The organism is Streptococcus oralis subsp. oralis (assembly GCF_002096445.1).
GTDB lineage: Bacteria > Bacillota > Bacilli > Lactobacillales > Streptococcaceae > Streptococcus > Streptococcus oralis_N.
Window position 1 is genome coordinate 414,683 of record NZ_NCUK01000013.1, and the last position, 23,466, is coordinate 438,148.

Annotated in this window: 22 protein-coding genes; 18 read left to right on the top strand and 4 right to left on the bottom strand. The window is 41.2% G+C overall.

All coding sequences use genetic code 11. The features are described from left to right. Nucleotides 1-23: 23 nt before the first annotated feature. The 4 genes from B7721_RS05350 to metK all read left to right on the top strand — a co-directional run bounded on the left by B7721_RS05350 (nucleotide 24) and on the right by metK (nucleotide 5,441). On the top strand, nucleotides 24-839 hold the full coding sequence (locus tag B7721_RS05350; RefSeq protein ID WP_084877912.1) for an endonuclease/exonuclease/phosphatase family protein: 816 nt from the start codon (nucleotides 24-26) through the stop codon (nucleotides 837-839). A 131-nt stretch (nucleotides 840-970) separates the two neighbouring features. Then, nucleotides 971-2,314, top strand: a complete 1,344-nt coding sequence (locus B7721_RS05355) for a DEAD/DEAH box helicase (protein WP_084877913.1) — start codon at nucleotides 971-973, stop codon at nucleotides 2,312-2,314. A 242-nt stretch (nucleotides 2,315-2,556) separates the two neighbouring features. Next, the gene (locus B7721_RS05360; protein WP_084877915.1) at nucleotides 2,557-3,936 is read left to right on the top strand and encodes a VWA domain-containing protein; all 1,380 of its coding nucleotides are present in this window, start codon (nucleotides 2,557-2,559) and stop codon (nucleotides 3,934-3,936) included. Between the two features lie 314 nt (nucleotides 3,937-4,250). Then, nucleotides 4,251-5,441: a methionine adenosyltransferase gene (gene metK, locus B7721_RS05365; protein WP_000003912.1), complete on the top strand. Its 1,191-nt coding sequence runs from the start codon at nucleotides 4,251-4,253 to the stop codon at nucleotides 5,439-5,441. Between the two features lie 70 nt (nucleotides 5,442-5,511). Here the strand turns inward: metK and B7721_RS05370 are convergent, their stop codons facing one another. Further along, nucleotides 5,512-5,811 (bottom strand): DUF1827 family protein, encoded by a 300-nt coding sequence (locus B7721_RS05370; protein ID WP_000767208.1) that lies wholly within the window; start codon nucleotides 5,809-5,811, stop codon nucleotides 5,512-5,514. A 58-nt stretch (nucleotides 5,812-5,869) separates the two neighbouring features. Beyond that, nucleotides 5,870-6,322 (bottom strand): NUDIX hydrolase, encoded by a 453-nt coding sequence (locus tag B7721_RS05375; protein WP_000013174.1) that lies wholly within the window; start codon nucleotides 6,320-6,322, stop codon nucleotides 5,870-5,872. Between the two features lie 176 nt (nucleotides 6,323-6,498). On the opposite strand from B7721_RS05375, the gene B7721_RS05380 reads away from it, so the two are divergent. Both B7721_RS05380 and B7721_RS05385 read left to right on the top strand, forming a co-directional pair. After that, the gene (locus tag B7721_RS05380; RefSeq protein WP_000841079.1) at nucleotides 6,499-7,401 is read left to right on the top strand and encodes a helix-turn-helix transcriptional regulator; all 903 of its coding nucleotides are present in this window, start codon (nucleotides 6,499-6,501) and stop codon (nucleotides 7,399-7,401) included. Between the two features lie 54 nt (nucleotides 7,402-7,455). Beyond that, complete coding sequence (locus B7721_RS05385) at nucleotides 7,456-8,070, top strand: GyrI-like domain-containing protein (RefSeq protein WP_084877916.1); 615 nt, start codon at nucleotides 7,456-7,458, stop codon at nucleotides 8,068-8,070. 42 nt (nucleotides 8,071-8,112) lie between these two features. Here the strand turns inward: B7721_RS05385 and B7721_RS05390 are convergent, their stop codons facing one another. Both B7721_RS05390 and B7721_RS05395 read right to left on the bottom strand, forming a co-directional pair. Beyond that, the gene (locus tag B7721_RS05390; RefSeq protein ID WP_084877918.1) at nucleotides 8,113-10,371 is read right to left on the bottom strand and encodes an ATP-dependent Clp protease ATP-binding subunit; all 2,259 of its coding nucleotides are present in this window, start codon (nucleotides 10,369-10,371) and stop codon (nucleotides 8,113-8,115) included. A gap of 237 nt (nucleotides 10,372-10,608) precedes the next feature. Next, nucleotides 10,609-10,839: a DUF1797 family protein gene (locus B7721_RS05395; RefSeq protein ID WP_000443577.1), complete on the bottom strand. Its 231-nt coding sequence runs from the start codon at nucleotides 10,837-10,839 to the stop codon at nucleotides 10,609-10,611. Nucleotides 10,840-11,031: 192 nt separating this feature from the next. Between B7721_RS05395 and B7721_RS05400 the strand changes: the two genes are divergently transcribed. From B7721_RS05400 to gyrB, 12 genes are all read left to right on the top strand, one after another. Beyond that, nucleotides 11,032-11,715 carry an amino acid ABC transporter permease gene (locus B7721_RS05400; RefSeq protein ID WP_001011622.1) on the top strand — a complete coding sequence of 228 codons (684 nt, stop codon included), beginning with the start codon at nucleotides 11,032-11,034 and terminating at the stop codon, nucleotides 11,713-11,715. Continuing rightward, on the top strand, nucleotides 11,715-12,449 hold the full coding sequence (locus B7721_RS05405; RefSeq protein ID WP_000140925.1) for an amino acid ABC transporter ATP-binding protein: 735 nt from the start codon (nucleotides 11,715-11,717) through the stop codon (nucleotides 12,447-12,449). Before B7721_RS05400 ends, B7721_RS05405 begins: the two co-directional genes overlap by 1 nt. Before the next feature lie 33 nt (nucleotides 12,450-12,482). Next, the gene (locus tag B7721_RS05410; RefSeq protein WP_084877919.1) at nucleotides 12,483-12,803 is read left to right on the top strand and encodes a TfoX/Sxy family protein; all 321 of its coding nucleotides are present in this window, start codon (nucleotides 12,483-12,485) and stop codon (nucleotides 12,801-12,803) included. A 147-nt stretch (nucleotides 12,804-12,950) separates the two neighbouring features. Further along, nucleotides 12,951-13,808 (top strand): bifunctional methylenetetrahydrofolate dehydrogenase/methenyltetrahydrofolate cyclohydrolase, encoded by an 858-nt coding sequence (locus B7721_RS05415; protein ID WP_162283477.1) that lies wholly within the window; start codon nucleotides 12,951-12,953, stop codon nucleotides 13,806-13,808. Between the two features lie 4 nt (nucleotides 13,809-13,812). Then, the gene (locus B7721_RS05420) at nucleotides 13,813-14,586 is read left to right on the top strand and encodes an HAD hydrolase family protein (RefSeq protein WP_084877922.1); all 774 of its coding nucleotides are present in this window, start codon (nucleotides 13,813-13,815) and stop codon (nucleotides 14,584-14,586) included. Between the two features lie 53 nt (nucleotides 14,587-14,639). Then, nucleotides 14,640-15,461, top strand: a complete 822-nt coding sequence (locus B7721_RS05425) for a phosphate ABC transporter ATPase (protein ID WP_084877924.1) — start codon at nucleotides 14,640-14,642, stop codon at nucleotides 15,459-15,461. A gap of 14 nt (nucleotides 15,462-15,475) precedes the next feature. Further along, nucleotides 15,476-16,327 carry an NAD(P)H-hydrate dehydratase gene (locus B7721_RS05430; protein WP_084877925.1) on the top strand — a complete coding sequence of 284 codons (852 nt, stop codon included), beginning with the start codon at nucleotides 15,476-15,478 and terminating at the stop codon, nucleotides 16,325-16,327. A 199-nt stretch (nucleotides 16,328-16,526) separates the two neighbouring features. Continuing rightward, nucleotides 16,527-19,016: a bifunctional DnaQ family exonuclease/ATP-dependent helicase gene (locus tag B7721_RS05435; RefSeq protein ID WP_164497080.1), complete on the top strand. Its 2,490-nt coding sequence runs from the start codon at nucleotides 16,527-16,529 to the stop codon at nucleotides 19,014-19,016. A 5-nt stretch (nucleotides 19,017-19,021) separates the two neighbouring features. Further along, nucleotides 19,022-20,245 carry an FtsW/RodA/SpoVE family cell cycle protein gene (locus B7721_RS05440; protein WP_000830419.1) on the top strand — a complete coding sequence of 408 codons (1,224 nt, stop codon included), beginning with the start codon at nucleotides 19,022-19,024 and terminating at the stop codon, nucleotides 20,243-20,245. Between the two features lie 10 nt (nucleotides 20,246-20,255). Further along, nucleotides 20,256-20,810, top strand: coding sequence for a DJ-1 family glyoxalase III (locus B7721_RS05445; RefSeq protein ID WP_084877929.1), 555 nt, complete (start codon nucleotides 20,256-20,258; stop codon nucleotides 20,808-20,810). 84 nt (nucleotides 20,811-20,894) lie between these two features. Next, nucleotides 20,895-21,458, top strand: a complete 564-nt coding sequence (locus B7721_RS05450) for an HAD-IA family hydrolase (RefSeq protein WP_320410135.1) — start codon at nucleotides 20,895-20,897, stop codon at nucleotides 21,456-21,458. Nucleotides 21,459-21,471: 13 nt separating this feature from the next. Continuing rightward, nucleotides 21,472-23,418, top strand: a complete 1,947-nt coding sequence (gene gyrB / locus B7721_RS05455) for a DNA topoisomerase (ATP-hydrolyzing) subunit B (protein ID WP_000134075.1) — start codon at nucleotides 21,472-21,474, stop codon at nucleotides 23,416-23,418. Nucleotides 23,419-23,466 lie beyond the last annotated feature (48 nt).

Genomic DNA, 23,466 nt, shown 5'->3' on the forward strand with positions numbered 1-23,466 from the left:
ACCTCTTGTTTTAGGAGAAAATCATGAAATTTCTAACACTCAATACCCACAGTTGGATGGAGAAGGAAGCAGAGGAAAAATTCCAAATCTTACTCCAAGACATTCTTGATAAGGATTATGATTTGATTTGTTTCCAAGAAATCAATCAAGAAATGACTTCGCCTGAGGTAGAGGTTAACAATCACTATCAAGCTTTACCATCAGCAGAACCCATTCATCAGGATCACTATGTCCGACTCCTAGTCGAAAAATTGGCTGAGAAAGGGAAAAACTACTACTGGACTTGGGCCTACAATCATATCGGCTATGACCGCTATCATGAAGGTGTAGCTATCTTATCCAAAACACCTATTAAGTCGCGTGAGATTTTAGTATCAGATGTAGATGATCCAACGGACTACCATACTCGTCGCGTTGCCTTGGCTGAGACAGAGGTTGAAGGCAAGGAACTTGCTCTTGCAAGCGTCCATCTCTCTTGGTGGGATAAAGGTTTTCAAGAAGAATGGGCAAGATTTGAGGCTGTACTAAAAGAGTTGAACAAACCTCTGATTTTAGCTGGTGATTTTAATAATCCAGCTGGTCAGGAAGGCTATCAAGCGATTTTAGCTAGCCCATTAGGATTACAAGACGCATTTGAAGTTGCGAAAGAAAGAAGTGGTAGCTATACCGTTCCACCAGAAATTGATGGCTGGAAAGGCAATACTGAGCCACTACGAATCGATTACGTCTTTACGACCAAAGAGTTAGAAGTAGAGAGTTTACAAGTAGTTTTTGATGGCCAAAATAGTCCACAAGTCAGTGATCATTATGGTTTGAATGCTGTATTGACCTGGAAATAATGAAAGAGGTTGGAATCAGAGGTTCCAACCTTTTAAGCTACTTGAATCTTTACTACAGGACTGAGACTCAAATGGGACTACTGCAATAGGACAAAATATGGTATAATTGAAAGGATAGAATCGAGGATAATATGTCATTTACGAAATTTCAGTTTAAAAATTATATAGAAAAGGCTTTGGAGGAGTTGAAGTTTACGACTCCTACCGAAGTTCAGGAAAAGTTGATTCCTATTGTCTTGGCAGGTCGTGACTTGGTGGGTGAGTCAAAAACAGGTTCAGGAAAGACTCATACTTTCTTATTACCCATTTTCCAGCAATTAGATGAAACTAGCGATAGTGTGCAAGCAGTCATTACTGCACCAAGTCGTGAGTTGGCCACTCAAATCTACCAAGCAGCTCGTCAGATTGCAGCTCACTCAGATGTCGAAGTTCGTGTGGTTAATTATGTGGGTGGTACGGATAAGGCGCGTCAGATTGAAAAACTGGCTAGCAACCAACCACATATCGTTATCGGAACGCCAGGTCGCATCTATGACTTGCTCAAATCTGGTGATTTGGCTATTCACAAGGCCAAGACCTTTGTCGTCGATGAAGCCGATATGACCTTGGATATGGGATTCTTGGAAACCGTTGATAAGATTGCAGGGAGCCTTCCAAAAGACTTGCAATTCATGGTCTTTTCAGCAACTATTCCACAAAAATTGCAACCGTTCTTGAAAAAATACTTGTCAAATCCTGTCATGGAAAAAATCAAGACAAAAACAGTCATCTCAGATACGATTGATAACTGGTTGATTTCGACCAAGGGCCGCGACAAAAATGCTCAAATTTACCAGCTGACTCAGTTGATGCAGCCTTATTTGGCAATGATCTTTGTTAACACAAAAATGCGTGCTGATGAGTTACATGCATACTTGACTGCTCAAGGATTGAAGGTGGCTAAGATTCATGGGGATATTGCTCCTCGTGAACGCAAGCGGATCATGAATCAGGTGAAAAATCTGGATTTTGAGTACATTGTCGCAACGGACTTGGCAGCGCGTGGAATTGACATTGAAGGTGTCAGCCATGTTATTAATGATGCCATTCCGCAAGACTTGTCCTTCTTTGTTCACCGTGTTGGACGGACTGGGCGCAACGGACTGCCTGGTACAGCTATTACCCTTTACCAGCCAAGCGATGACTCGGATATCCGTGAGTTGGAGAAATTAGGAATTAAGTTTACTCCTAAGATGGTCAAAGATGGAGAGTTTCAAGATACCTATGACCGTGATCGTCGTGCCAATCGTGAAAAGAAGCAAGATAAGCTTGATATTGAAATGATTGGCTTGGTTAAAAAGAAAAAGAAAAAAGTTAAACCAGGCTATAAGAAGAAGATTCAATGGGCGGTGGATGAAAAACGCCGCAAAACCAAGCGTGCTGAAAATCGTGCTCGTGGCCGTGCTGAGCGTAAAGCCAAACGCCAAACATTTTAAAAACTCAGTAGAATCACCTGATTCTACTGAGTTTTTATTTCCTGAAGTATTCGATAGAACTAATAATTATATACTTAAAAAAATTTGATTTATAAAACAGTATTAGCTTTAAAACTTGTTTTTAGACCAACATTTTATTGAAATTGTAAGGAAAAAAATTGAAAACTATACAAATTTGTGTTATCATACTATAAAACAATCGGATTATAGCATTTGATCCGTAAAAAGAAAAGGGGACTTCTATGGATAAATCATTTATGAAACAACAACGTTTTTCATTCCGTAAAATGAAAGTTGGGTTGGCTTCTGTAGCAATTTTGTTTGCTTTTGCTCAGGTCGGACAGGTGTCTGCAGATGAAACAACAAAACCGGCATCTGCTTCAACTGAAACAGTAAAGAAAACCGAAGCAAGTAAATCGGCAGTCGAAGCTGCTGTGGCAGAAATTAAAGCTGATGAGGCGAAACCAGTCGTTAACAAATCAGATGCAAAACCTGGAGAACTTGTTGATGTTTCTAAGAAGGTTTCACCTATTGACGTGAAAGAACGCCAAGAAGGTGATCAAAAGATTCATGAAGAAACTGCAACAGTTGAAGTCACAAAGACAGAAGTGGCACCTGTAAAAAGTGAAGAACTTCCTGCTCCAAAGACTGAAACAACTGAGAGTACAGTGAGTGGGAAAGATGAAGATGGAAATTCTTATACCCAATATGAACGTGTTGATAAAACAACTACAGTCGAAATCAAGAAAGCGACAAGAACGATTTCAAAATCTAACTCTGCCGATATCGTTTTTGTTGTTGACCGTTCAGCATCTATGTCTCGAACTATTGACACTGTCCGTAACAATATCAATGAGTTTGCAAGAAATCTTGCTAAAGATGGAGTAGCAGCACGTTTTGGATTAGCTACCTTTAGTGATGAAGTATATGGACGTATAGGTGGATTAGCAGATGAGGGTACAATTTTAACAAAATTTAATGAATCTTATTTTACCTCTGACCCAGCTGAGCTTGAAAAAGCCTTAGCAGGCATTAAGCTTGCACATGGTGGAGACTTCCCTGAAACATCTACACCTACTCTTACACAAATTGTTTCAACCTACGACTGGTCTAAGTCACCTAAAAATAAAAAGTTTGTCGTATTGTTGACAGATGCTCCAATGAAGGAGGATCCTTCAATTCCAACGATGGCGAATACTCTTGCGTCTTTGAAAGCCGCAAAAATCGAAAGAATTGTTGCAACTTCGACAGGGACCGATATTAGCTATAAAGATTTTGTATCTGAAGGTCGATTAATGAATATTAATCGTAACTTGGCTGATTCTTTAACTAAGGATGCAACTACATGGATTGTTGAAACTGTGACTGAAGGACACAATTACAAGGTAACGAAAGATAATTACCAATTTTACCTAGAACGTCGTACAACACTACCTGTTGCTCAGACAGGAAGTGCGACTCCAACTACCACAGTTCCAGTAGCTACAGCTTATAAAAAAGAAGTGGCGAAACTCCCTGATACAGGAAGTAATGATACAGCGAACTATGGTATTGTGGGACTTGGCCTCCTAATGGCTGGACTTGGCTTAACTGTAAGCAATAGAAAGTCTAAGGAACAGTAAGCCTAACTGGAAGATTGTTTGTTAAAACATTGTGAGGAAAAAGCAGACGAAAAAATAGGTAGTTTGTAAACGAAGTATGCAGATAAACATAGGTATGATCTTCTGTATTATGGAGTACAAGCCAAATTATTATGCCGAGAAAAGAGCCGTAAGGTTCTTTTTTTGATTTAGAGAAAATACTGCAAAAAAAAGTAAAAAGTGGTATAATGATAAGGTTATATAGTCCCGATAAGATGGTAGGTATTCATTACTAGTAGTTTTCCTATCAGTACTTTGTAACTCTATAACAATATTTTTTAAGGGGGGACATTTTTATGTCAGAACGTAAATTATTCACGTCTGAATCTGTATCTGAGGGGCATCCGGATAAGATTGCAGACCAAATTTCAGATGCGATTTTGGATGCTATTTTAGCAAAGGATCCAGATGCGCACGTTGCTGCCGAGACAGCTGTATACACAGGTTCGGTCCATGTTTTTGGTGAAATTTCTACACATGCTTATGTAGATATTAACCGAGTGGTTCGTGATACCATTGCAGAGATTGGTTATACCAATACAGAGTATGGTTTTTCTGCGGAGACGGTGGGAGTTCATCCGTCACTTGTTGAGCAGTCACCAGATATCGCCCAAGGTGTTAACGAAGCCTTGGAAGTTCGTGGAAATGCAGATCAAGATCCACTGGACTTGATTGGTGCTGGTGACCAAGGTCTTATGTTTGGATTTGCGGTGGATGAGACAGAAGAACTCATGCCTTTACCAATCTCACTTAGCCACAAGTTGGTTCGTCGTTTGGCAGAACTTCGTAAGTCTGGTGAAATCAGCTATCTCCGTCCAGATGCTAAATCACAAGTTACGGTTGAGTATGATGAAAATGACCGTCCAGTACGGGTGGATACAGTCGTTATTTCAACTCAGCACGACCCAGAAGTTAGCAATGAACAAATTCACAATGATGTGATTAACAAGGTTATCAAAGAAGTAATTCCAGCATCTTACTTGGATGAGCAGACAAAATTCTTCATCAATCCAACTGGTCGCTTTGTAATCGGTGGACCTCAAGGGGACTCAGGCTTGACTGGTCGTAAGATCATCGTGGATACCTATGGTGGCTACTCTCGTCATGGTGGAGGTGCCTTCTCTGGTAAGGATGCGACGAAGGTGGACCGTTCAGCCTCTTATGCAGCTCGCTACATTGCCAAGAACATCGTTGCAGCAGGTCTTGCTAAGAAGGCAGAAGTACAATTGGCCTATGCCATCGGGGTGGCGCAGCCTGTTTCTGTTCGTATCGATACTTTTGGTACAGGAACAGTAGCTGAAAGCAAGCTTGAAAAAGCAGCGCGTCAAATCTTTGACCTTCGCCCTGCAGGAATTATTCAAATGCTGGATCTCAAACGCCCAATTTACCGTCAAACAGCGGCTTATGGACACATGGGACGTACAGATATTGACCTTCCATGGGAACGTTTGGATAAGGTAGATGCATTAAAAGAAGCTGTGAAATAAAACTAAAAGATTGGTAGCTGTGCACTACCAATCTTTTTTGCAAAAGAAAACCAGCTTTTGGCTGGTTTTCTTATTTTACAGGGATTGAAATCTCAATCAATTTATCTGAATAAAGCGTCTTGATATTGGCTTCATCAATGCTTCCTTTGTCGATTTTACGTTTCAAGAAGAAGTCTTGGATGGTTTCGATTTCAGGTTCACGAATAGCACGGTGTTTGTTGGAAATGAGGATTTCATAGTGAAGCGGGGCTTGTGTGAAAACTACATCTGTGTTTCCAGCAGAATAGACCTCGACAAGAGTTGCGTCTGTGCTTTCTAATTGGCTTTTAACAAGTTGCGAGTGTGAGTTTGTCGTATTGATAAGCTTCATAACAGTTCCTCCGATTTTCTAACTCTATTATAGCACTTTTTGGATAAAATCGTGTATTTTAGCCAATTCCATGCTGGATTTTCCAAGCTTCAATTCCCCATTTATGGCTACCACGTTTGAGTTTTTCAATTGCTTCATCAATAGGAAACCAAGCAATATGATTAAAATCTTCCAATGGTTTTTGTACTTCTTGGAAAGAAATAGCTTCATAGAGATAAGCTGGATTGTAGTAGTAGGTATCACGGTGGCGAGAGTAGAAATACTCATCAGCTTGACCATAATAGGTTCCAATCTCAGCTGTAAAGCCAAGTTCTTCGATTAGTTCTCTCTTCAGTGCTTCTTGATGATCTTCGCCTGCTTCAATCTCTCCACCTGGCAAGAACCAAGCACCATTGGGGGCTTGAACTAGGACAATTTGTTTTTTCTCCGCATCCGGAATAATTGCGTACACACCATAGCGGGGCTGGTAGGTCACATTCTCTTTTTTATCACCATAAGTTGGGTTTGCCATTGCATTTTCCTCATTCTCTAGTATCTTTATTATTATCATAATGGACGAGGGGCAAGCTGTCAAGAATAAACCAACGAACTGATGCAGAAAAAGCTACTTTGTCTTGATCAATCCTTGTCTAGTTAAACTTTCCAACCCTAGCACTATAACTGGTATAATAAAAGAGAGGTGATTATATGGCAGAATCAAGACTATTTCGTATCCTATATCTACTTTTAGAAAAAGGCAGTACAACGGCTCCTGAATTAGCTCGATTATTTGAAGTATCTGTACGAACGATTTATCGCGATATTGAGCGGTTGAGTATGGCGGGAATCCCTCTATATTCAGTACCTGGAAAGACGGGCGGAATCTTTTTAATGAAGGACTTTGTTCTGGATCGTACTCTCGTGTCGGAGGATGAAAAATTAGAACTTCTATCAGCTTTGCAAGGAATTCAAGCCCTGACAAATGACAGGCAAGATATGTTACTTGAAAAGTTGGAATCTATTTTTCAAGTTTCTACCAGCCCTTGGATAGAAGTAGACTTGACTGACTGGAGGAAGCGAGAAGGTCAAAAAGAATTATTTGATAATATTAAACATGCTATTCTAGAGAAAAGGCAACTGGTGATTACTTATCTAGGTGGGTGTGGTCAGAAAACGATTCGTACAGTCGAGCCCTTTAGACTCGTATTTAAAAAGAGAGATTGGTACCTTCATGCCTACTGTTGTTTGAAAGAAGAGTGGCGTTTTTTCAAATTGTCTAGAATTAGGAATTATCACCTAACAACTGAAACTGTGAAGCAGAAAAATGTGGAGGATTGGGTTGATGGTTCAGATCAAGTGGTACATCAAATCGAAGTTTCCTTGAAGTTTAGTCCCAAGCTTGCTTTCCGGGTTTATGAAGATTTTTCAGAAGATGAGATTAGCTTGGGGAAAGATGGGTGTTATTATGTCAAGACAGTCCTACCAGAGCATGAAAGTCTGTATACTTACCTCCTGTCTTATCTAGATGGGGTAGAAATACTCGCCCCCAATCATCTGAAGAAGGAATTGCTTTCTAGAGTAGAAAAAATCCAAAATCTTTACAAACCTTGACAAAAGATGTCAGGGATTTGGTGCTATACTAGAGATAGAAAGGAGAAGAACCAAATGAAGTACGAATGGAGAAAAGAAGCAAAAAATCTTTATCAAGTGAAAGCTAGGCCCAGCATCCTGCAGGTACCAGGTCAATCCTATATCGTGATTGATGGTAAAGGTGATCCAAATCAAGAAGATTTTTCAGAACGCGTAGGGGCCTTATATGCCTTGGCCTATGCGATAAAGATGAAGTATAAAAAAGCTCCTCTGGATGAGGTTTACATTGATTTTACTGTCTTTCCTTTAGAAGGTGTATGGAAAAAGGAGAAGGAGGGAGAACTGGTAAAAAGTGAGCTTTCTTATAGCATTATGATTGGGCAACCCGATTTTATTACGAGAGAACTATTTGAAAAAGCTTTGGAAGAGGTCAAAATCAAGAAGCCAAATCTTCTTTATGAAGCTATTCGTTTTGAAATGATAGAAGAAGGCCAAAGTCTTGCTATGCTTCATGTAGGACCTTTTGATACTGAAAATGAGACTTTTGCAGAGATGGAGCATTTTTGTCAACTTCATAAACTCAAAAGAACTTCGGAAGTCCACCGAGAAATTTATCTCACTAATCTTCATCGAACGGAGCCAAGCAAATTAAAAACAATTCTTCGCTATCAAGTTCAAGAAGAGAATTAAAAAAAGAACAGGAAATCTTGTTTCCTGTTCTTTTTATGAGGTTTATTCTTCTATTTCAGAAGCAATCTCTTCTGTTTTCTCAGTTTTTTTGGCAGATTTGATTTGAATTTTGCCATTGTTTGTCATAACTGCCTTGAGGTCTTTTTCACTTGGGTTTTCAAGGTAGTAGTCGGTGATAGCATCCTCGATATGGTCTTGAATGGTACGGCGGAGTGGGCGCGCCCCCATTTTTGGATCATAACCTAAGTCAACCAACTTTTCCTTGACCTTGTCTGTCACATCGAGGTGGATATTGTTGCTAGAGAGGCGTTTGTTGACATCCGCTAACATGAGTTCGACGATTTGGAGAAGATTGTCCTTGCTGAGAGGTTTAAATTCGATGATGCCGTCAAAACGGTTCATAAACTCAGGACTAAAGAAGTTACCGAGTTCACCGAGAACAGAATTAGTACGTCCTTCACGAGCAGCTCCAAAACCAACACTGGCTTCGGCCTTACCCGTACCAGCATTTGAGGTCATGATAATGATAGCATCCTTAAAGCTAACTGTTCGTCCTTGCCCATCTGTCAAACGACCATCGTCCAAGACTTGAAGAAACATGTGCATCACATCTGGATGGGCTTTTTCAACTTCATCGAGAAGGATGAGTGAGTAAGGATTGCGACGAACTTTTTCCGTTAACTGACCCGCTTCATCGTAGCCAACATAACCTGGAGGGGCTCCGACTAATTTAGCCACACTGTGTTTTTCCATGTATTCACTCATATCAAAGCGAATCATGCTGTCAGCAGAACCAAAGAGCTCAATGGCTAGTTGTTTGGAAAGTTCTGTTTTACCGACACCAGTTGGTCCGACAAAGAGGAAACTTCCGATTGGCCGATTAGGAGTTCCAAGTCCAACACGATTACGACGGATGGCTTTGGCAATCTTATCGACAGCTTCATCTTGACCAATGACATGGGCCTTGAGGTCGTCTGCTAGATGGATAAGCTGAGACTGTTCTTTTTCTTTGAGTTCTCCAACAGGAATATTGGTTTTCTGCTCAATGATATGCTCAATGGTTTTCTCGCTGATAATTGGAGTATCCTGATCAGTCACCTTTTTTTTCTGCATTTCCTTGTACTTGGCAATCTGATCGCGGAAATAAGCAGCCTTTTCAAAATCTTCCTCTCGTGTAGCTTGAGCCTTGAGATTTTCAGCCTCAATCAAGCGCTGATCAATCACTTTAGGATCAACAAAGTTCAGCGTCAGATTCATCTTTGAACCAGCTTCATCCAACAGGTCAATAGCCTTGTCTGGCAAGAAGCGGTCTTGGATGTAGCGATTGGAAAGATTTGCAGCAGCTTCGATAGCAGCATCAGTATACTTGACGTGATGGTAGTCTTCGTATTTCTTTTGAACTCCTTTAAGGATGATAATGGTTTCTTCGACAGTTGGTTCATCTACCTTGACAGGCTGCATGCGGCGCTCTAGGGCAGCATCTTTTTCAATGATGCGGTATTCATTGAGAGTAGTGGCTCCGACCAGTTGCAATTCACCACGGGCAAGGGCTGGTTTGAGGATATTGCCTGCATCCATATTGCCATCACCTGCTGATCCTGCGCCAACAATTTCATGGATTTCATCGATAAAGAGAATGATATCCTCACGATTGCGTATCTCTTCCATGAGCTTTTGCATACGTTCTTCAAATTGGCCTCGAATCCCTGTTCCTTGAACTAGACTGACCACATCCAAACGGATGACTTGCTTGCCTTGGAGTTTATGGGGAACATCACCATCAACGATTTTTTGAGCCAGACCTTCAACAACTGCTGTTTTACCAACACCTGGTTCACCGATGAGGACAGGATTGTTTTTGGTTCGACGGTTGAGGATTTCGATAACGCGGATAATCTCCTCATCTCGACCGATAACAGGGTCAATATCTCCCCGACGAGCAATCTCAGTAATATTGATACCATATTCCTCTAGGAGTCCTTTTTCTTGGCTAGGAGGTGTTTGAAGCGGGCCGCGGTTTTGAGGTCCATAACCACCGTTTCCTCCATATCTCCCACCAGATTGAGTTGGAGGGACGTTATTAGAAGAAGGTTTGAAATTGTTCAAATCATTGAAAAAGTCGCCGAAAGGATCAAAGTCATGATTATTTAAGTCAGTCATTCCTTTAAAGAGGGTATTATTTGGATCTGTTTTGATAATTTTATAGCAATTTTGACAGAGATCAATTTGCTTTTGCTGTCCATTGATATTGGTATACAGATGAATTGTTGAGTCGTTTATTTTACAGTTTTGACAGAGCATACATCTACCTCATTTCATTCTTATTCTTGGTCTAAGAAAAAAGGTCAAGAATAGTCAAAGTTTTATACTCTCATTATAGCATGATTAAGGTGTAAAGCAAGTAAAAAGATTGGGAAGTGGTCGTTTTTAAAAGAGAGATTTATGGAGAATCAAGCAACTTGAAGGTAAGAAAAAATCCCATTTGTGGTGACAAAAAGGATTCTCATTCATCGGGACTTACTGCCCGTTGTTTTTATATTAGTAAAGGAGTTCGTAGATCTCCATTGCAATCAAATCAATGCTATCAAAGGTGTAAGTTTCACGAGCCTCTACATCACGAAGGGTGAAGAGTGATCCGTTTTCTTCGTCGTGGCTGTATGCAACTTCTGCGACAACAACACCTTCACGTTCAAAATTACGTTTTAGATTTCCACCATCTTTTGTCATTGCTTCTAGGCGGTTAATGATTCTAACCAAATGTGATTCCATTTTGATTCTCCTCCATTTCTTATCGTTTCTATTTTACCATAAACAAGAGGTAGTTGACTAGAAAAAAACTGTGATTTCTCTCTATTTCTCTATTCTATCAAGTTAATTGTTAAAAATAGGGGAAAAAGGATTGCATTTTAATTCAATTCATGTTATAATCATACAATCTAATACATAGAAAGTTGATCGAATATGAATTTTTCTTTTTTACCAAAGTATTTACCATATTTTAACTATGGTGCTCTGATTACCGTATTGATTTCCATCCTTGTTGTCTGCTTAGGGACCATTATAGGTGTGTTACTGGCCTTTGCTCAACGTTCACGCTTTAAACCGCTCGTTTGGTTTGCAAATGTCTATGTTTGGATCTTCCGTGGTACTCCAATGATGGTTCAAATAATGATTGCCTTTGCTCTTATGCATATCAATGCTCCGACTATTCAAGTGGGAATTTTAGGAGTTGATCTTTCTCGTTTGATTCCTGGTATTCTGATTATTTCTATGAACAGTGGTGCTTATGTTTCAGAAACTGTTCGTGCGGGGATCAATGCGGTTCCTAAAGGGCAGTTAGAGGCTGCATATTCTCTAGGTATTCGTCCGAAAAATGCCATGCGTTATGTCATTTTGCCACAAGCTATCAAAAATATTCTTCCAGCTCTTGGAAACGAATTTATCACCATTATCAAGGATAGCTCCCTCTTGTCTGCGATTGGGGTGATGGAGTTGTGGAATGGTGCAACGACAGTAGCAACAACAACTTATTTACCATTGACTCCCCTTTTATTTGCAGCCTTTTACTATTTGATTATGACCTCTGTTTTGACAGTGGCGTTGAAAGCATTTGAAAAACATATTGGACAAGGAGACAAGAAATAATGACAGAAACCTTGATTAAAATTGAAGAACTACATAAGTCTTTTGGGAAAAATGAAGTTTTAAAAGGAATCAATCTTGAGATTAAACGAGGAGAAGTTGTGGTCATTATCGGTCCGTCAGGGAGCGGGAAATCAACTCTCCTTCGTTCGATGAATCTCCTTGAAGAAGCAAGTAAAGGTAAGGTTATCTTTGAAGGAGTTGATATCACAGATAAGAAAAATGACCTTTTTGCTATGCGTGAAAAGATGGGCATGGTATTCCAACAATTCAACCTGTTTCCCAATATGACAGTGATGGAAAATATCACTTTGTCACCAATTAAAACCAAAGGAGAAAGCAAGGAAGTTGCGGAGAAAAGAGCACAGGAACTGTTAGAAAAAGTTGGCTTGCCAGATAAGGCGACGGCCTATCCTCAGAGTTTGTCAGGTGGTCAGCAGCAACGGATTGCCATTGCACGTGGACTTGCTATGGAACCAGATGTTTTGCTCTTTGATGAGCCGACTTCAGCCCTAGACCCTGAGATGGTTGGTGAGGTTCTAGCTGTTATGCAAGATCTCGCTAAATCAGGGATGACTATGGTGATTGTGACGCATGAAATGGGCTTTGCGCGTGAGGTAGCAGACCGTGTTATCTTTATGGCAGATGGAGTTGTTGTCGAAGATGGAACGCCTGAGGAGATTTTCGATCAAACAAAAGAACAACGGACCAAGGAATTTTTAAGTAAGGTTTTGTAAGACCTCATTTTTAGAAGAAATGGAGTAGGCATCATGGCTTCCAGTAAAGAATATTTAGATTTTATTCTCGAACAGCTATCAGAGCTAGAGGAGATGAGTTATCGTCCAATGATGGGAGAGTATATCCTTTATTATCGTGGGAAGATTATTGGGGGAATCTATGATAATCGTTTGTTACTGAAGCCTGTGAAGATGGTCTTGGATCAACTGGGACAGACTAGGCTTGAACGTCCTTATGAAGGAGCTAAGGAGATGATTTTGATAGAAGACATTGAAGATAAGTCATGTCTAATCAGATTAATCAAGGAGATGTATGAAGTCTTACCGGCTCCAAAAGTCAAAAAGAAAGCATGACAAGTTTACTTAGTATAAATAGGCATAAAAGCTCGACAAGGGCTTTTTCTTATAGTTTCAGACTATAAGGTCCATTAGGCAAGAAGTGTTAGGATGGCGAGTTATTTTTTGATATAATAGAGGATATTTGATAGAAAGAGAAGAGATATGGCACAGATTATCGATGGGAAGGCTCTTGCGGCTAAGTTACAAGGACAGTTGGCTAAGAAGACGGCTAAACTAAAAGAAGAAACAGGTCTAGTTCCAGGCTTGGTGGTGATTTTGGTGGGGGACAATCCTGCCAGCCAAGTTTACGTTCGCAACAAGGAACGGTCAGCTCTCGCTGCTGGCTTCCGTAGTGAAGTAGTGCGAGTTCCAGAGACCATTACCCAAGCGGAATTGTTAGACTTGATTTCCAAATACAATCAAGATCCAGCTTGGCATGGGATTTTGGTTCAATTACCTTTGCCAAAACATATCGATGAAGAGGCAGTTTTATTAGCCATTGACCCCGAAAAAGACGTGGATGGTTTCCATCCCCTAAACATGGGTCGTCTATGGTCTGGTCATCCGGTTATGATTCCTTCGACACCTGCAGGAATTATGGAGATGTTTCATGAATATGGGATTGATCTAGAAGGTAAAAATGCGGTTGTTATCGGTCGTTCAAATATCGTTGGAAAACCGATGGCCCAACTTCTTTTAGCCAAGAATGCGACTGTGACCTTGACCCACTCACGCACCCATCATCTTGCTAAGGTTGCTGCTAAGGCGGATATTCTTGTGGTTGCAATCGGTCGTGCTAAGTTTGTGACAGCTGACTTTGTCAAACCGGGAGCGGTTGTCATTGACGTTGGGATGAACCGAGATGAAAATGGCAAGCTTTGTGGAGATGTTGATTATGATGCTGTTGCACCACTTGCTAGCCACATCACACCTGTACCGGGTGGAGTTGGTCCTATGACGATTACCATGCTAATGGAGCAAACCTATCAGGCAGCGCTTCGAACACTAAACGAGGACTAGGAAGATGAAATTCGTATTTGACCTGGATGGAACGCTATCTTTTGACTACATGACCATAGATGAGGAGATTCAGCAGGTTCTTTTAAAGGCTGAAGATTATGGGCATGAGCTTGTGTTTGCCTCGGCTCGCTCTTATCGGGATTGCTTGGGTTTATTAGGCCCTGAACTCAGTCAGCGCTTGGTCATAGGTTTGAATGGTGGCGTAGCCTATCATTTGGGGAAGGCTGTTTTCGAAAGGAATCTTGATGCTGGAATTTATCAGGCGCTAGTGGATTATTGCCAGACTTATAATCTCCCTTTTTTTGCAGATGATTGCTTTGACTATAGTGGACAGATTGTAGAGAAGATTCCATTTATTTCCAGTGTGGATCCCCTAAAGGTAGCTCGTCATCAGAAACTCGAGGACTTAGGTACTCCGATTAAGGTAGTCGTTTATATGGGTGACCATGAGGAGTTGCTTGATGATCTGCTTGGTCAGCTAGAAAGACTAGGACAGGCTCATCTCTCCTATCATGCGCATGAAAAGTGTCTTTATGTCAACCCCTTGGATACTCATAAGGCGACAACTGTTGAAAAGTTGTGTGGGGAGAACTTCATCGCTTTTGGAAATGACCAAAACGATATTGAACTGTTTAAAACGTCGCTCTATTCAGTCCAGATAGGAGATTTTGCTGGCCTTACTCCATATGCAGATGACACATTAGAGCTAAAAGGGGAACCTTCTCCAGCAGTAGCAGCTAAAATCTTACAGACCTTTGCGGAATTTAAGGGAAAATAGTGTAGAAGGAGGTTTGCCCCTCCTTTTGTAGTATAATGGAGTGAGGTGATTAGATGATTTTAAAAATTTATAATGGAGAATATAGTTTACAATGGGATGGAATATACTACTTAGCACTAATTGATTATCCAAATATTCAAGAGTGGGAATTAGAAAAAATTGCTAAATTTATAGCTTACGAAAAACTTCATAAACGTCAAACAAGTATCGAGTGTGCTGATTCTTGTTTAAAAAAAGAGATTTTAGATTACATCTGTCAGCATCCCTTTCTTCCACCATTTACCCCTACAGATAAAAGAGTAGCTTCGACTTATGATCTACATAAGAGGCTAGTGACTTCAGACTACTGTAGCCATACTACGACTATAGATGCAGCGATTTCTATTTTTAAAACAGGTCAGCTCTTATCTGCTGTGAAAGCCTTTAGGCGAGATGCTGAGGAGTTGGTTTTGGATAGTCGAAATGCTGCATCTGATCCGAAAGATTATTTTGACTATGTCATGTTAGGATGGTCAAATACAAGTTCTGGTTATCGATTGGCGATGGAGCGTTTATTAGGTCGAGTTCCTTCAGAGAAAGAATTACAAGATATGTTTATTCCTGGAGTAAGTTTTCATTTTATCTATACAGATTTGATTAAAGTTCCTGGTTATATTTTTGATGGTTACCATGCTGTAAAAATTAAGGACATGCTTAATTTATTAAGTGAGTTGTATATTTGCATTATTCCAACTCATAATAAGTGCCAATTTGAAAATATTATTCCAACTAAAATACAAGATAGGGTGCATTATCTTGACTATGATGGAGAAGACTTAGAAGAGTGGACTAAGAAAGTCTATCAAGTTGTTTTAAAACAATCAGATAAAGGATAGTTGAGGAAAAAACGATGAAAATGATTGATCAAGCCTTACTAGAAAAAGTCATTATTGAACGTTCTCGTACCAGTCATAAAGGAGACTATGGCCGTCTGCTCTTGCTTGGTGGGACCTATCCTTATGGTGGAGCCATCATCATGGCTGCCTTGGCAGCAGTCAAAAGTGGGGCAGGGTTGGTGACTGTTGGCACGGATAAGGAGAATATTTCGGCTCTGCACAGTCATTTACCTGAGGCCATGGCATTTTCTCTTCAAGACCAGCAATTGTTAAAAGAACAGTTGGAAAAGGCAGAAGTTGTCTTGTTAGGTCCGGGTTTGCGAGAGGATGCATTCGGAGAAGAAATCATAAAACGGGTCTGTGACAGCCTTAGAAAAGACCAGATTTTGATTGCAGATGGCGGTGCTTTGGGCATCTTAGCAAAAGGCCAGTTACCATTTCCTTCCAGTCAGCTCATCCTAACTCCCCACCAAAAGGAATGGGAAAGACTGTCTGGTATAGTTCTTGACCATCAAAATACAGAGACGACTACTAGGGCTCTTTCTGATTTTCCTCAAGGAACGATTTTAGTTGAGAAAGGTCCGGCAACTCGTATCTGGCAAGTCGGTCAGCCTGAATATTATCAGTTACAGGTTGGAGGCCCCTATCAAGCAACTGGTGGAATGGGAGATACACTTACTGGAATCATTGCAGGTTTTGCAGGTCAGTTTGACCAAGTCAGCCTCTATGAGAGGGTAGTGGTAGCAACCCACCTTCATTCAGCTATCGCGCAAGAACTTGCTCAAGAAAACTACCTTGTCTTGCCAACAGAAATTAGCAAGGCTCTTCCGAAAACAATGAAAAAAATATCTCAAAAAGGCAGCTAATACCTTAGTTGTCTTTTTATGTTGATGTAGCTTTGTTGATAAGGTTTTCAAATACCTCAGAATCAGGAATCAACTGCTGAACTTGCGTGAAATTCTCACTTTTAAGGTCTTGATTTTTACTCAAACTCGCAAGGAAAGCGAGATTGTTATCAAAGTTGAGGGGTGTCAAATCATGCTTTTTTTGATATAATTTTTAATGATGAATGCGAGAAATGATCGGTATGTAGTCGTTGATTTAGAGGCGACCAGCACCGGAAGCAAGGCAAAAATTATTCAAGTAGGTATTGTGGTGATTGAGAATGGTGAAATCATCGATCAGTATGCGACTGATGTCAATCCTCACGAACCTTTGGATTCTCATATCAAAGAATTAACGGGTCTGACCGATCAGCGTTTGGCTGCGGCACCAGAGTTTTCTCAGGTGGCTGGAAAAATTTTTGAATTGGTTAAGGACGGTATTTTTGTTGCGCACAATGTACAGTTTGATGCCAACCTTCTTGCAGAATTTCTCTTTTTTGAAGGATATGAATTGCGCACACCTCGGGTGGATACAGTTGAGCTTGCCCAAGTTCTGTATCCTCAGTTTGAAAAGTATAACTTAGGTATCCTTTGTCAAGAGTTGGGCATTGAGCTGGAACATGCCCATACTGCCCTGTCAGATGCTCAGGCAACAGCTGAACTCTTGCTTTACATGCGTCAAAAACTTTTTGAGTTACCTAAAGGGCTTTTAGAAAGCTTGTTAAACCTTGCAGACAACCTTCTCTATGAAAGTTATCTGTTGATTGAGGAGGTTTACCAGCAACAATCTCTCTTATCTTCGCCAGACTTGATGGAGCTTCATGGGCTTTTCCTCAGAAAGGAAAGCAAAGCCTTAGTCCCACGAAAGTTATCCAAAGATTTTGCTAAAAATATTTCTTTATTGGGGCTGGAGGAACGTCCACAGCAGCTGGATTTTGCGGAGAAGGTTGAGCACTTATTGGAAGAACACCAGACTTCCTTTATCCAAGCTCAAACGGGACTGGGTAAGACTTATGGTTATCTCCTCCCAGCTTTGAACTTGGAGAGTCAAGCAGGTATCCTAGTGAGTGTTCCGACCAAAATTCTTCAAAATCAAATCATGCAAGAAGAAGGTCGGCGTTTAAAAGAGGTCTTCCATATGGAGATTCATAGTCTCAAGGGGCCTCAAAATTATTTAAAACTGGATGCTTTTCACCAAGTCCTCCATCGGCCGGAATCCAATCGTCTATTCACACGCTTTAAAATGCAACTGCTTATCTGGCTAACAGAGACAGAGACTGGTGACTTGGACGAAATCGGGCAACTTTATCGCTATCAGCATTTTCTACCAGAACTAGTCCACGATGGCAAACTTTCAAAGAAAAGTTTATTTGCTACAGAGGATTTTTGGAAACGAGGGCAGGAAAAGGCCAAGACCAGTCGTGTTCTTCTGACCAATCATGCCTATCTGGTCACTCGTTTGGAAGACAATCCAGAGTTTGTCGACAACCGTTTAGTGATTTTGGATGAAGCTCAAAAAATGCTACTAGCTCTCGAAAATCTAGCTCAGCAGGCTTATCGCCTAGAGGATCTTGTAACCCAGCTTGAAAAGTCCTTAGAGTCAGAGGAAGATTTGGTTCAGAAACGCTTGCTTGAGAGTATTAGCTTTGAATGTCGTTACTTGATGGAGTACTATCAGTCAGGTCTTACGAATGGAAAGTGGTTGGATTCTCTCGAAGAGTTGCGCCAGCATTTTTCGGAGTTAGCACTTCCAGAGTATAGAGAGATTGCAAACTTTTTCACCTCGGACCGTGAATTTTGGCTTGCTACAGCAGAGAAATCGAGCAAGGATGTCTTGATTTGTTCAAGCAAAAAAGGTCGCTTTATACTAGCAGATTTATTGCCAGAAGATTGTAGGCTCCTAGGAGTATCGGCCACTCTTGAAATCAGCAATCGGGTTTCCTTAGCAGATTTATTGGGATTTCCGGATGCTCCGCTTGTTAGGCTTGATGTAGCAAAACAGGAGCAACAAGAAGTCTTTCTAGTCAATGACTTTCCTCTTGTGACAGAAGTTTCGCCTGTTGACTATGCTAGTGAAGTGGCTTCTGTCATTCGAAGCTTACAGGCCTTTCAAGAACCCTTATTGGTCTTGTTTACCTCAAAAGAGATGTTGCTGGCAGTTTCAGACTTGTTCGACCAACCTCATCTAGCTCAGTATAAAAATGGGGAACCAAGCCAACTGAAAAAACGTTTTGAAAAAGGCGAACGCCAGATTTTGCTTGGAACAGGTAGTTTCTGGGAAGGAGTTGATTTTTCAACCCATCCTTGCGTGATTCAAGTGATTCCGAGATTGCCTTTCCAAAACCCCCAAGAACCGTTAACCAAAAAATTAAACCAAGAACTGCGTCAAGAAGGGAAGAATCCTTTCTATGATTATCAGTTGCCGATGGCGATCATTCGGCTAAAACAAGCTCTGGGCCGTACTGTTAGAAGATCTGACCAAGGTTCGGTTGCTGTTATCTTAGACAGTCGTGCCGTTAGCAAGCGTTACGGCAAACAAATCGCTCAGGCCTTGTCAAAAGAAAGGGCTGTTCAGGTTCTTTCTAGAGAACAGCTAGAGCCTGCTGTAGCTGATTTTCTCCAATCTCGCCGCAATAGAATGAAAGAAAAATCCCAGAAAGAGAAAAGGTAAAAAATATGAAACGTTCCTTCGACTCTCGAGTCGATTATAGCCTCCTCCTACCAGTGTTTTGTTTACTGGTGATTGGAGTAGTGGCCATTTATATAGCAGTTAGTCATGACTATCCAAATAATGTATTACCAATTCTAGGTCAGCAAATCGCTTGGATTTCCTTGGGCCTTGTCATTGGATTTGTGGTCATGTTCTTTAATACCGAATTTTTATGGAAGGTGACTCCCTATCTTTATGGTCTAGGGTTGGCTTTGATGGTCCTCCCCCTTGTTTTCTACAATCCAAATCTTGTAGCGTCAACAGGTGCCAAGAACTGGGTATCGATTGGTGGAACGACACTTTTCCAGCCATCGGAGTTCATGAAGATTTCCTATATCTTGATGTTGGCTCGAGCCATTGTAAGATTCACTCAAAAACACAAGGAATGGCGACGGACTATTCCCTTGGATTTCCTATTGATTGGTTGGATGATCGCCTTTACCATACCAGTCTTGATCCTCTTAGCCCTACAAAGTGACTTAGGGACTGCCTTGGTCTTTGTAGCTATTTTTTCCGGCATGGTTCTCCTTTCAGGTGTTTCGTGGAAGATTATCATTCCGGTTTTTGCGACAGGAGTGACTGCTGTTGCAGGCTTCATGGCCATCTTTATAAGCAAGGATGGACGTGCCTTCTTGCATCAGATTGGGATGCCAACTTACCAGATCAACCGCATCTTGGCTTGGCTCAATCCCTTTGACTTTGCGCAAACAACGACTTACCAACAGGCACAGGGGCAAATTGCGATTGGAAGTGGTGGCTTGTTTGGACAAGGTTTCAATGTGTCCAATCTCCTCATTCCAGTACGCGAGAGCGATATGATTTTCACCGTAATTGCTGAAGATTTTGGCTTTATTGGTTCAGTCTTTGTGGTTGCTTTATACTTGCTTCTCATCTACCGAATGTTGAAGATTACGCTCAGGTCAAATAACCAGTTCTACACCTACATTTCGACTGGTTTTATCATGATGTTGCTCTTCCATATCTTTGAAAATATCGGTGCCGTGACAGGCTTACTTCCTTTGACAGGGATTCCTCTGCCTTTCATTTCTCAAGGGGGATCCGCAATTATTAGTAACCTCATCGGTGTCGGTCTCCTCTTGTCTATGAGTTACCAGACCAATCTAGCAGAAGAGAAAAGTGGAAAAGTTCCGTTCAAACGAAAGAAAGTCGTCCTAAAACAAATCAAATAAGGAGGCCACTATGGCAAAAGTAGCAGTTATTTTAGCCCAGGGTTTTGAAGAAATCGAAGCCTTGACAGTAGTCGATGTCTTGCGTCGAGCAAACATTTCTTGTGATATGGTAGGATTTGAAGAGCAGGTGACAGGATCGCATGACATTCAGGTAAAAGCCGACCGTATCTTTGATGGCGATTTGTCTGACTATGACTTGGTAGTTCTTCCAGGTGGCATGCCAGGATCAGCTCACCTACGGGATAATCCAGCCCTCATTTCTGAGATTAAAGCCTTTGACCAAGCTGGAAAGAAAATTGCAGCTATCTGTGCAGCCCCAATCGCCCTCCATCAAGCAGGTATCCTGAAAGACAAGCACTTTACTTGTTATGACGGAGTTCAGGAACAAATTACTGACGGAATTTATCAAAAGCAAACAGTGGTTGTTGATGGTAATCTAACGACTAGTCGAGGACCGTCAACTGCCCTTGCCTTTGCCTATGAGTTGGTAGAGCAATTGGGAGGAGATGCCGAAAGTTTACGAGACGGCATGCTCTATCGAGATGTCTTTGGAAATCAACAGTAAAACGAGAGTTCGGCTCTCGTTTTTTACTTGGAAAAATCTAGGAAATCATCGCTTTTTTCATAAAAAAATGGTATAATGAAGGGTATGAAATATCACGACTATATATGGGATTTAGGTGGTACCCTATTGGATAATTATGAGTCTTCTACAGCAGCCTTTGTAGAAACCTTAGCCCAATATGGAATAGAGCAAGAACACGACCGTGTCTACGAAGCTTTGAAGGTTTCGACAGCTTTTGCCATTGAGAAGTTTGCATCAAATATCGAGGGGTTTTTAGAGAACTACAAAGAAAATGAAGCGCGTGAGCTAGAGCATCCAGTTTTGTTTGAGGGAATTCCAGAATTACTCAAAGACATTTCGGACAAGGGTGGCCGCCATTTCTTGGTTTCTCATCGAAATGATCAAGTTCTAGAACTTCTTGCTAAGACCCAGATAGCGAACTACTTCACCGAGGTGGTGACTGCCAGTTCTGGCTTTAAACGGAAACCAGATCCTGAGTCCATGATTTATTTACGTGATAAATATCATATTACATCTGGTTTGGTCATTGGGGACAGAAATATTGATGTAGAAGCAGGTAAAGCTGCTGGCTTAGATGCCTATCTTTTTAATAACGTTGCGACATTGAGACAAGCAATAGACATGTAAGAAAAGGGAAAAAATGACAGAAGAAATCAAAAATCAACAGGCACAGGATTATGATGCCAGTCAAATTCAAGTTTTGGAGGGACTTGAAGCTGTTCGTATGCGTCCAGGTATGTATATTGGATCGACTTCAAAAGAAGGTCTTCACCATCTAGTATGGGAAATCGTTGATAACTCAATTGACGAAGCCCTAGCTGGGTTTGCTAGCCACATCCAAGTCTTTATAGAGCCAGATAATTCCATCACCGTTGTGGATGATGGGCGTGGAATTCCTGTTGATATTCAGGAAAAAACAGGGCGTCCCGCTGTTGAGACCGTCTTTACAGTTCTTCACGCTGGAGGAAAATTCGGCGGTGGCGGATACAAGGTTTCAGGTGGATTGCACGGTGTAGGTTCATCAGTAGTAAACGCTCTTTCAACTCAACTAGATGTTCATGTCCATAAAAACGGTAAGATTCATTACCAAGAATACCGTCGTGGTCATGTTGTTGCTGATCTTGAGGTGGTTGGAGATACAGATAAAACTGGAACAACAGTTCACTTCACACCAGATCCAGAGATTTTTACAGAAACAACAACTTTTGACTTTGAAAAATTAAACAAACGTATTCAAGAACTAGCCTTTTTGAACCGAGGCCTTCGAATCTCCATCACAGATAAGCGTGAAGGTCTCGAACAGACTAAACAATATCACTATGAGGGTGGGATTGCTAGCTACGTTGAATATATCAACGAGAACAAGGATGTGATCTTTGATACACCAATCTACACAGACGGTGAGATGGATGATATCACAGTTGAAGTAGCCATGCAGTACACAACTGGTTACCACGAAAACGTCATGAGTTTCGCCAATAACATTCACACCCATGAAGGTGGTACGCATGAGCAAGGTTTCCGTACAGCGCTGACACGTGTTATCAATGATTATGCTCGCAAAAATAAATTGCTAAAAGACAATGAAGATAATCTAACAGGGGAAGATGTCCGTGAAGGTTTGACAGCAGTTATCTCAGTTAAGCATCCAAACCCGCAGTTTGAAGGACAAACCAAGACCAAACTGGGGAATAGTGAAGTAGTCAAGATTACCAATCGCCTCTTCAGCGATGCCTTCTCTGATTTCCTCATGGAAAATCCACAGATCGCCAAGCGAATCGTGGAAAAAGGGATCTTGGCTGCCAAAGCTCGTGTAGCTGCCAAGCGTGCGCGTGAAGTCACACGCAAGAAATCTGGTTTGGAAATTTCCAATCTGCCAGGAAAACTAGCAGACTGTTCTTCTAACAACCCTGCTGAAACCGAACTCTTCATCGTCGAAGGAGACTCAGCTGGTGGATCAGCCAAATCTGGTCGTAATCGTGAATTCCAAGCTATCTTGCCAATTCGTGGTAAGATCTTGAACGTTGAAAAAGCTAGCATGGATAAAATCCTTGCAAACGAAGAAATTCGAAGTCTTTTCACAGCCATGGGAACAGGATTTGGTGCAGAATTTGATGTCACTAAGGCTCGTTACCAAAAACTCGTTTTGATGACCGATGCCGATGTTGATGGAGCCCACATTCGAACTCTCTTGCTAACCTTGATTTATCGCTATATGAAACCAATCTTAGAGGCTGGTTATGTCTACATTGCCCAACCACCGATTTATGGGGTTAAGGTTGGAAGTGAGATCAAAGAATACATTCAACCTGGTGCAGATCAAGAAATTAAACTCCAAGAAGCCTTAGCACGTCACAGTGAAGGGCGTTCAAAACCAACCATCCAACGTTATAAAGGTTTGGGAGAAATGGATGACCACCAATTGTGGGAAACAACCATGGATCCTGAACATCGCTTGATGGCGCGTGTTTCGGTAGATGATGCTGCCGAAGCAGATAAAATCTTTGATATGTTGATGGGGGATCGAGTAGAACCTCGTCGCGAATTTATCGAAGAAAACGCTGTTTACAGTACACTTGACGTCTAAAAAATGTGGGAAATAGTTCCCTTGGTTTAAAAAATATGATATAATCAT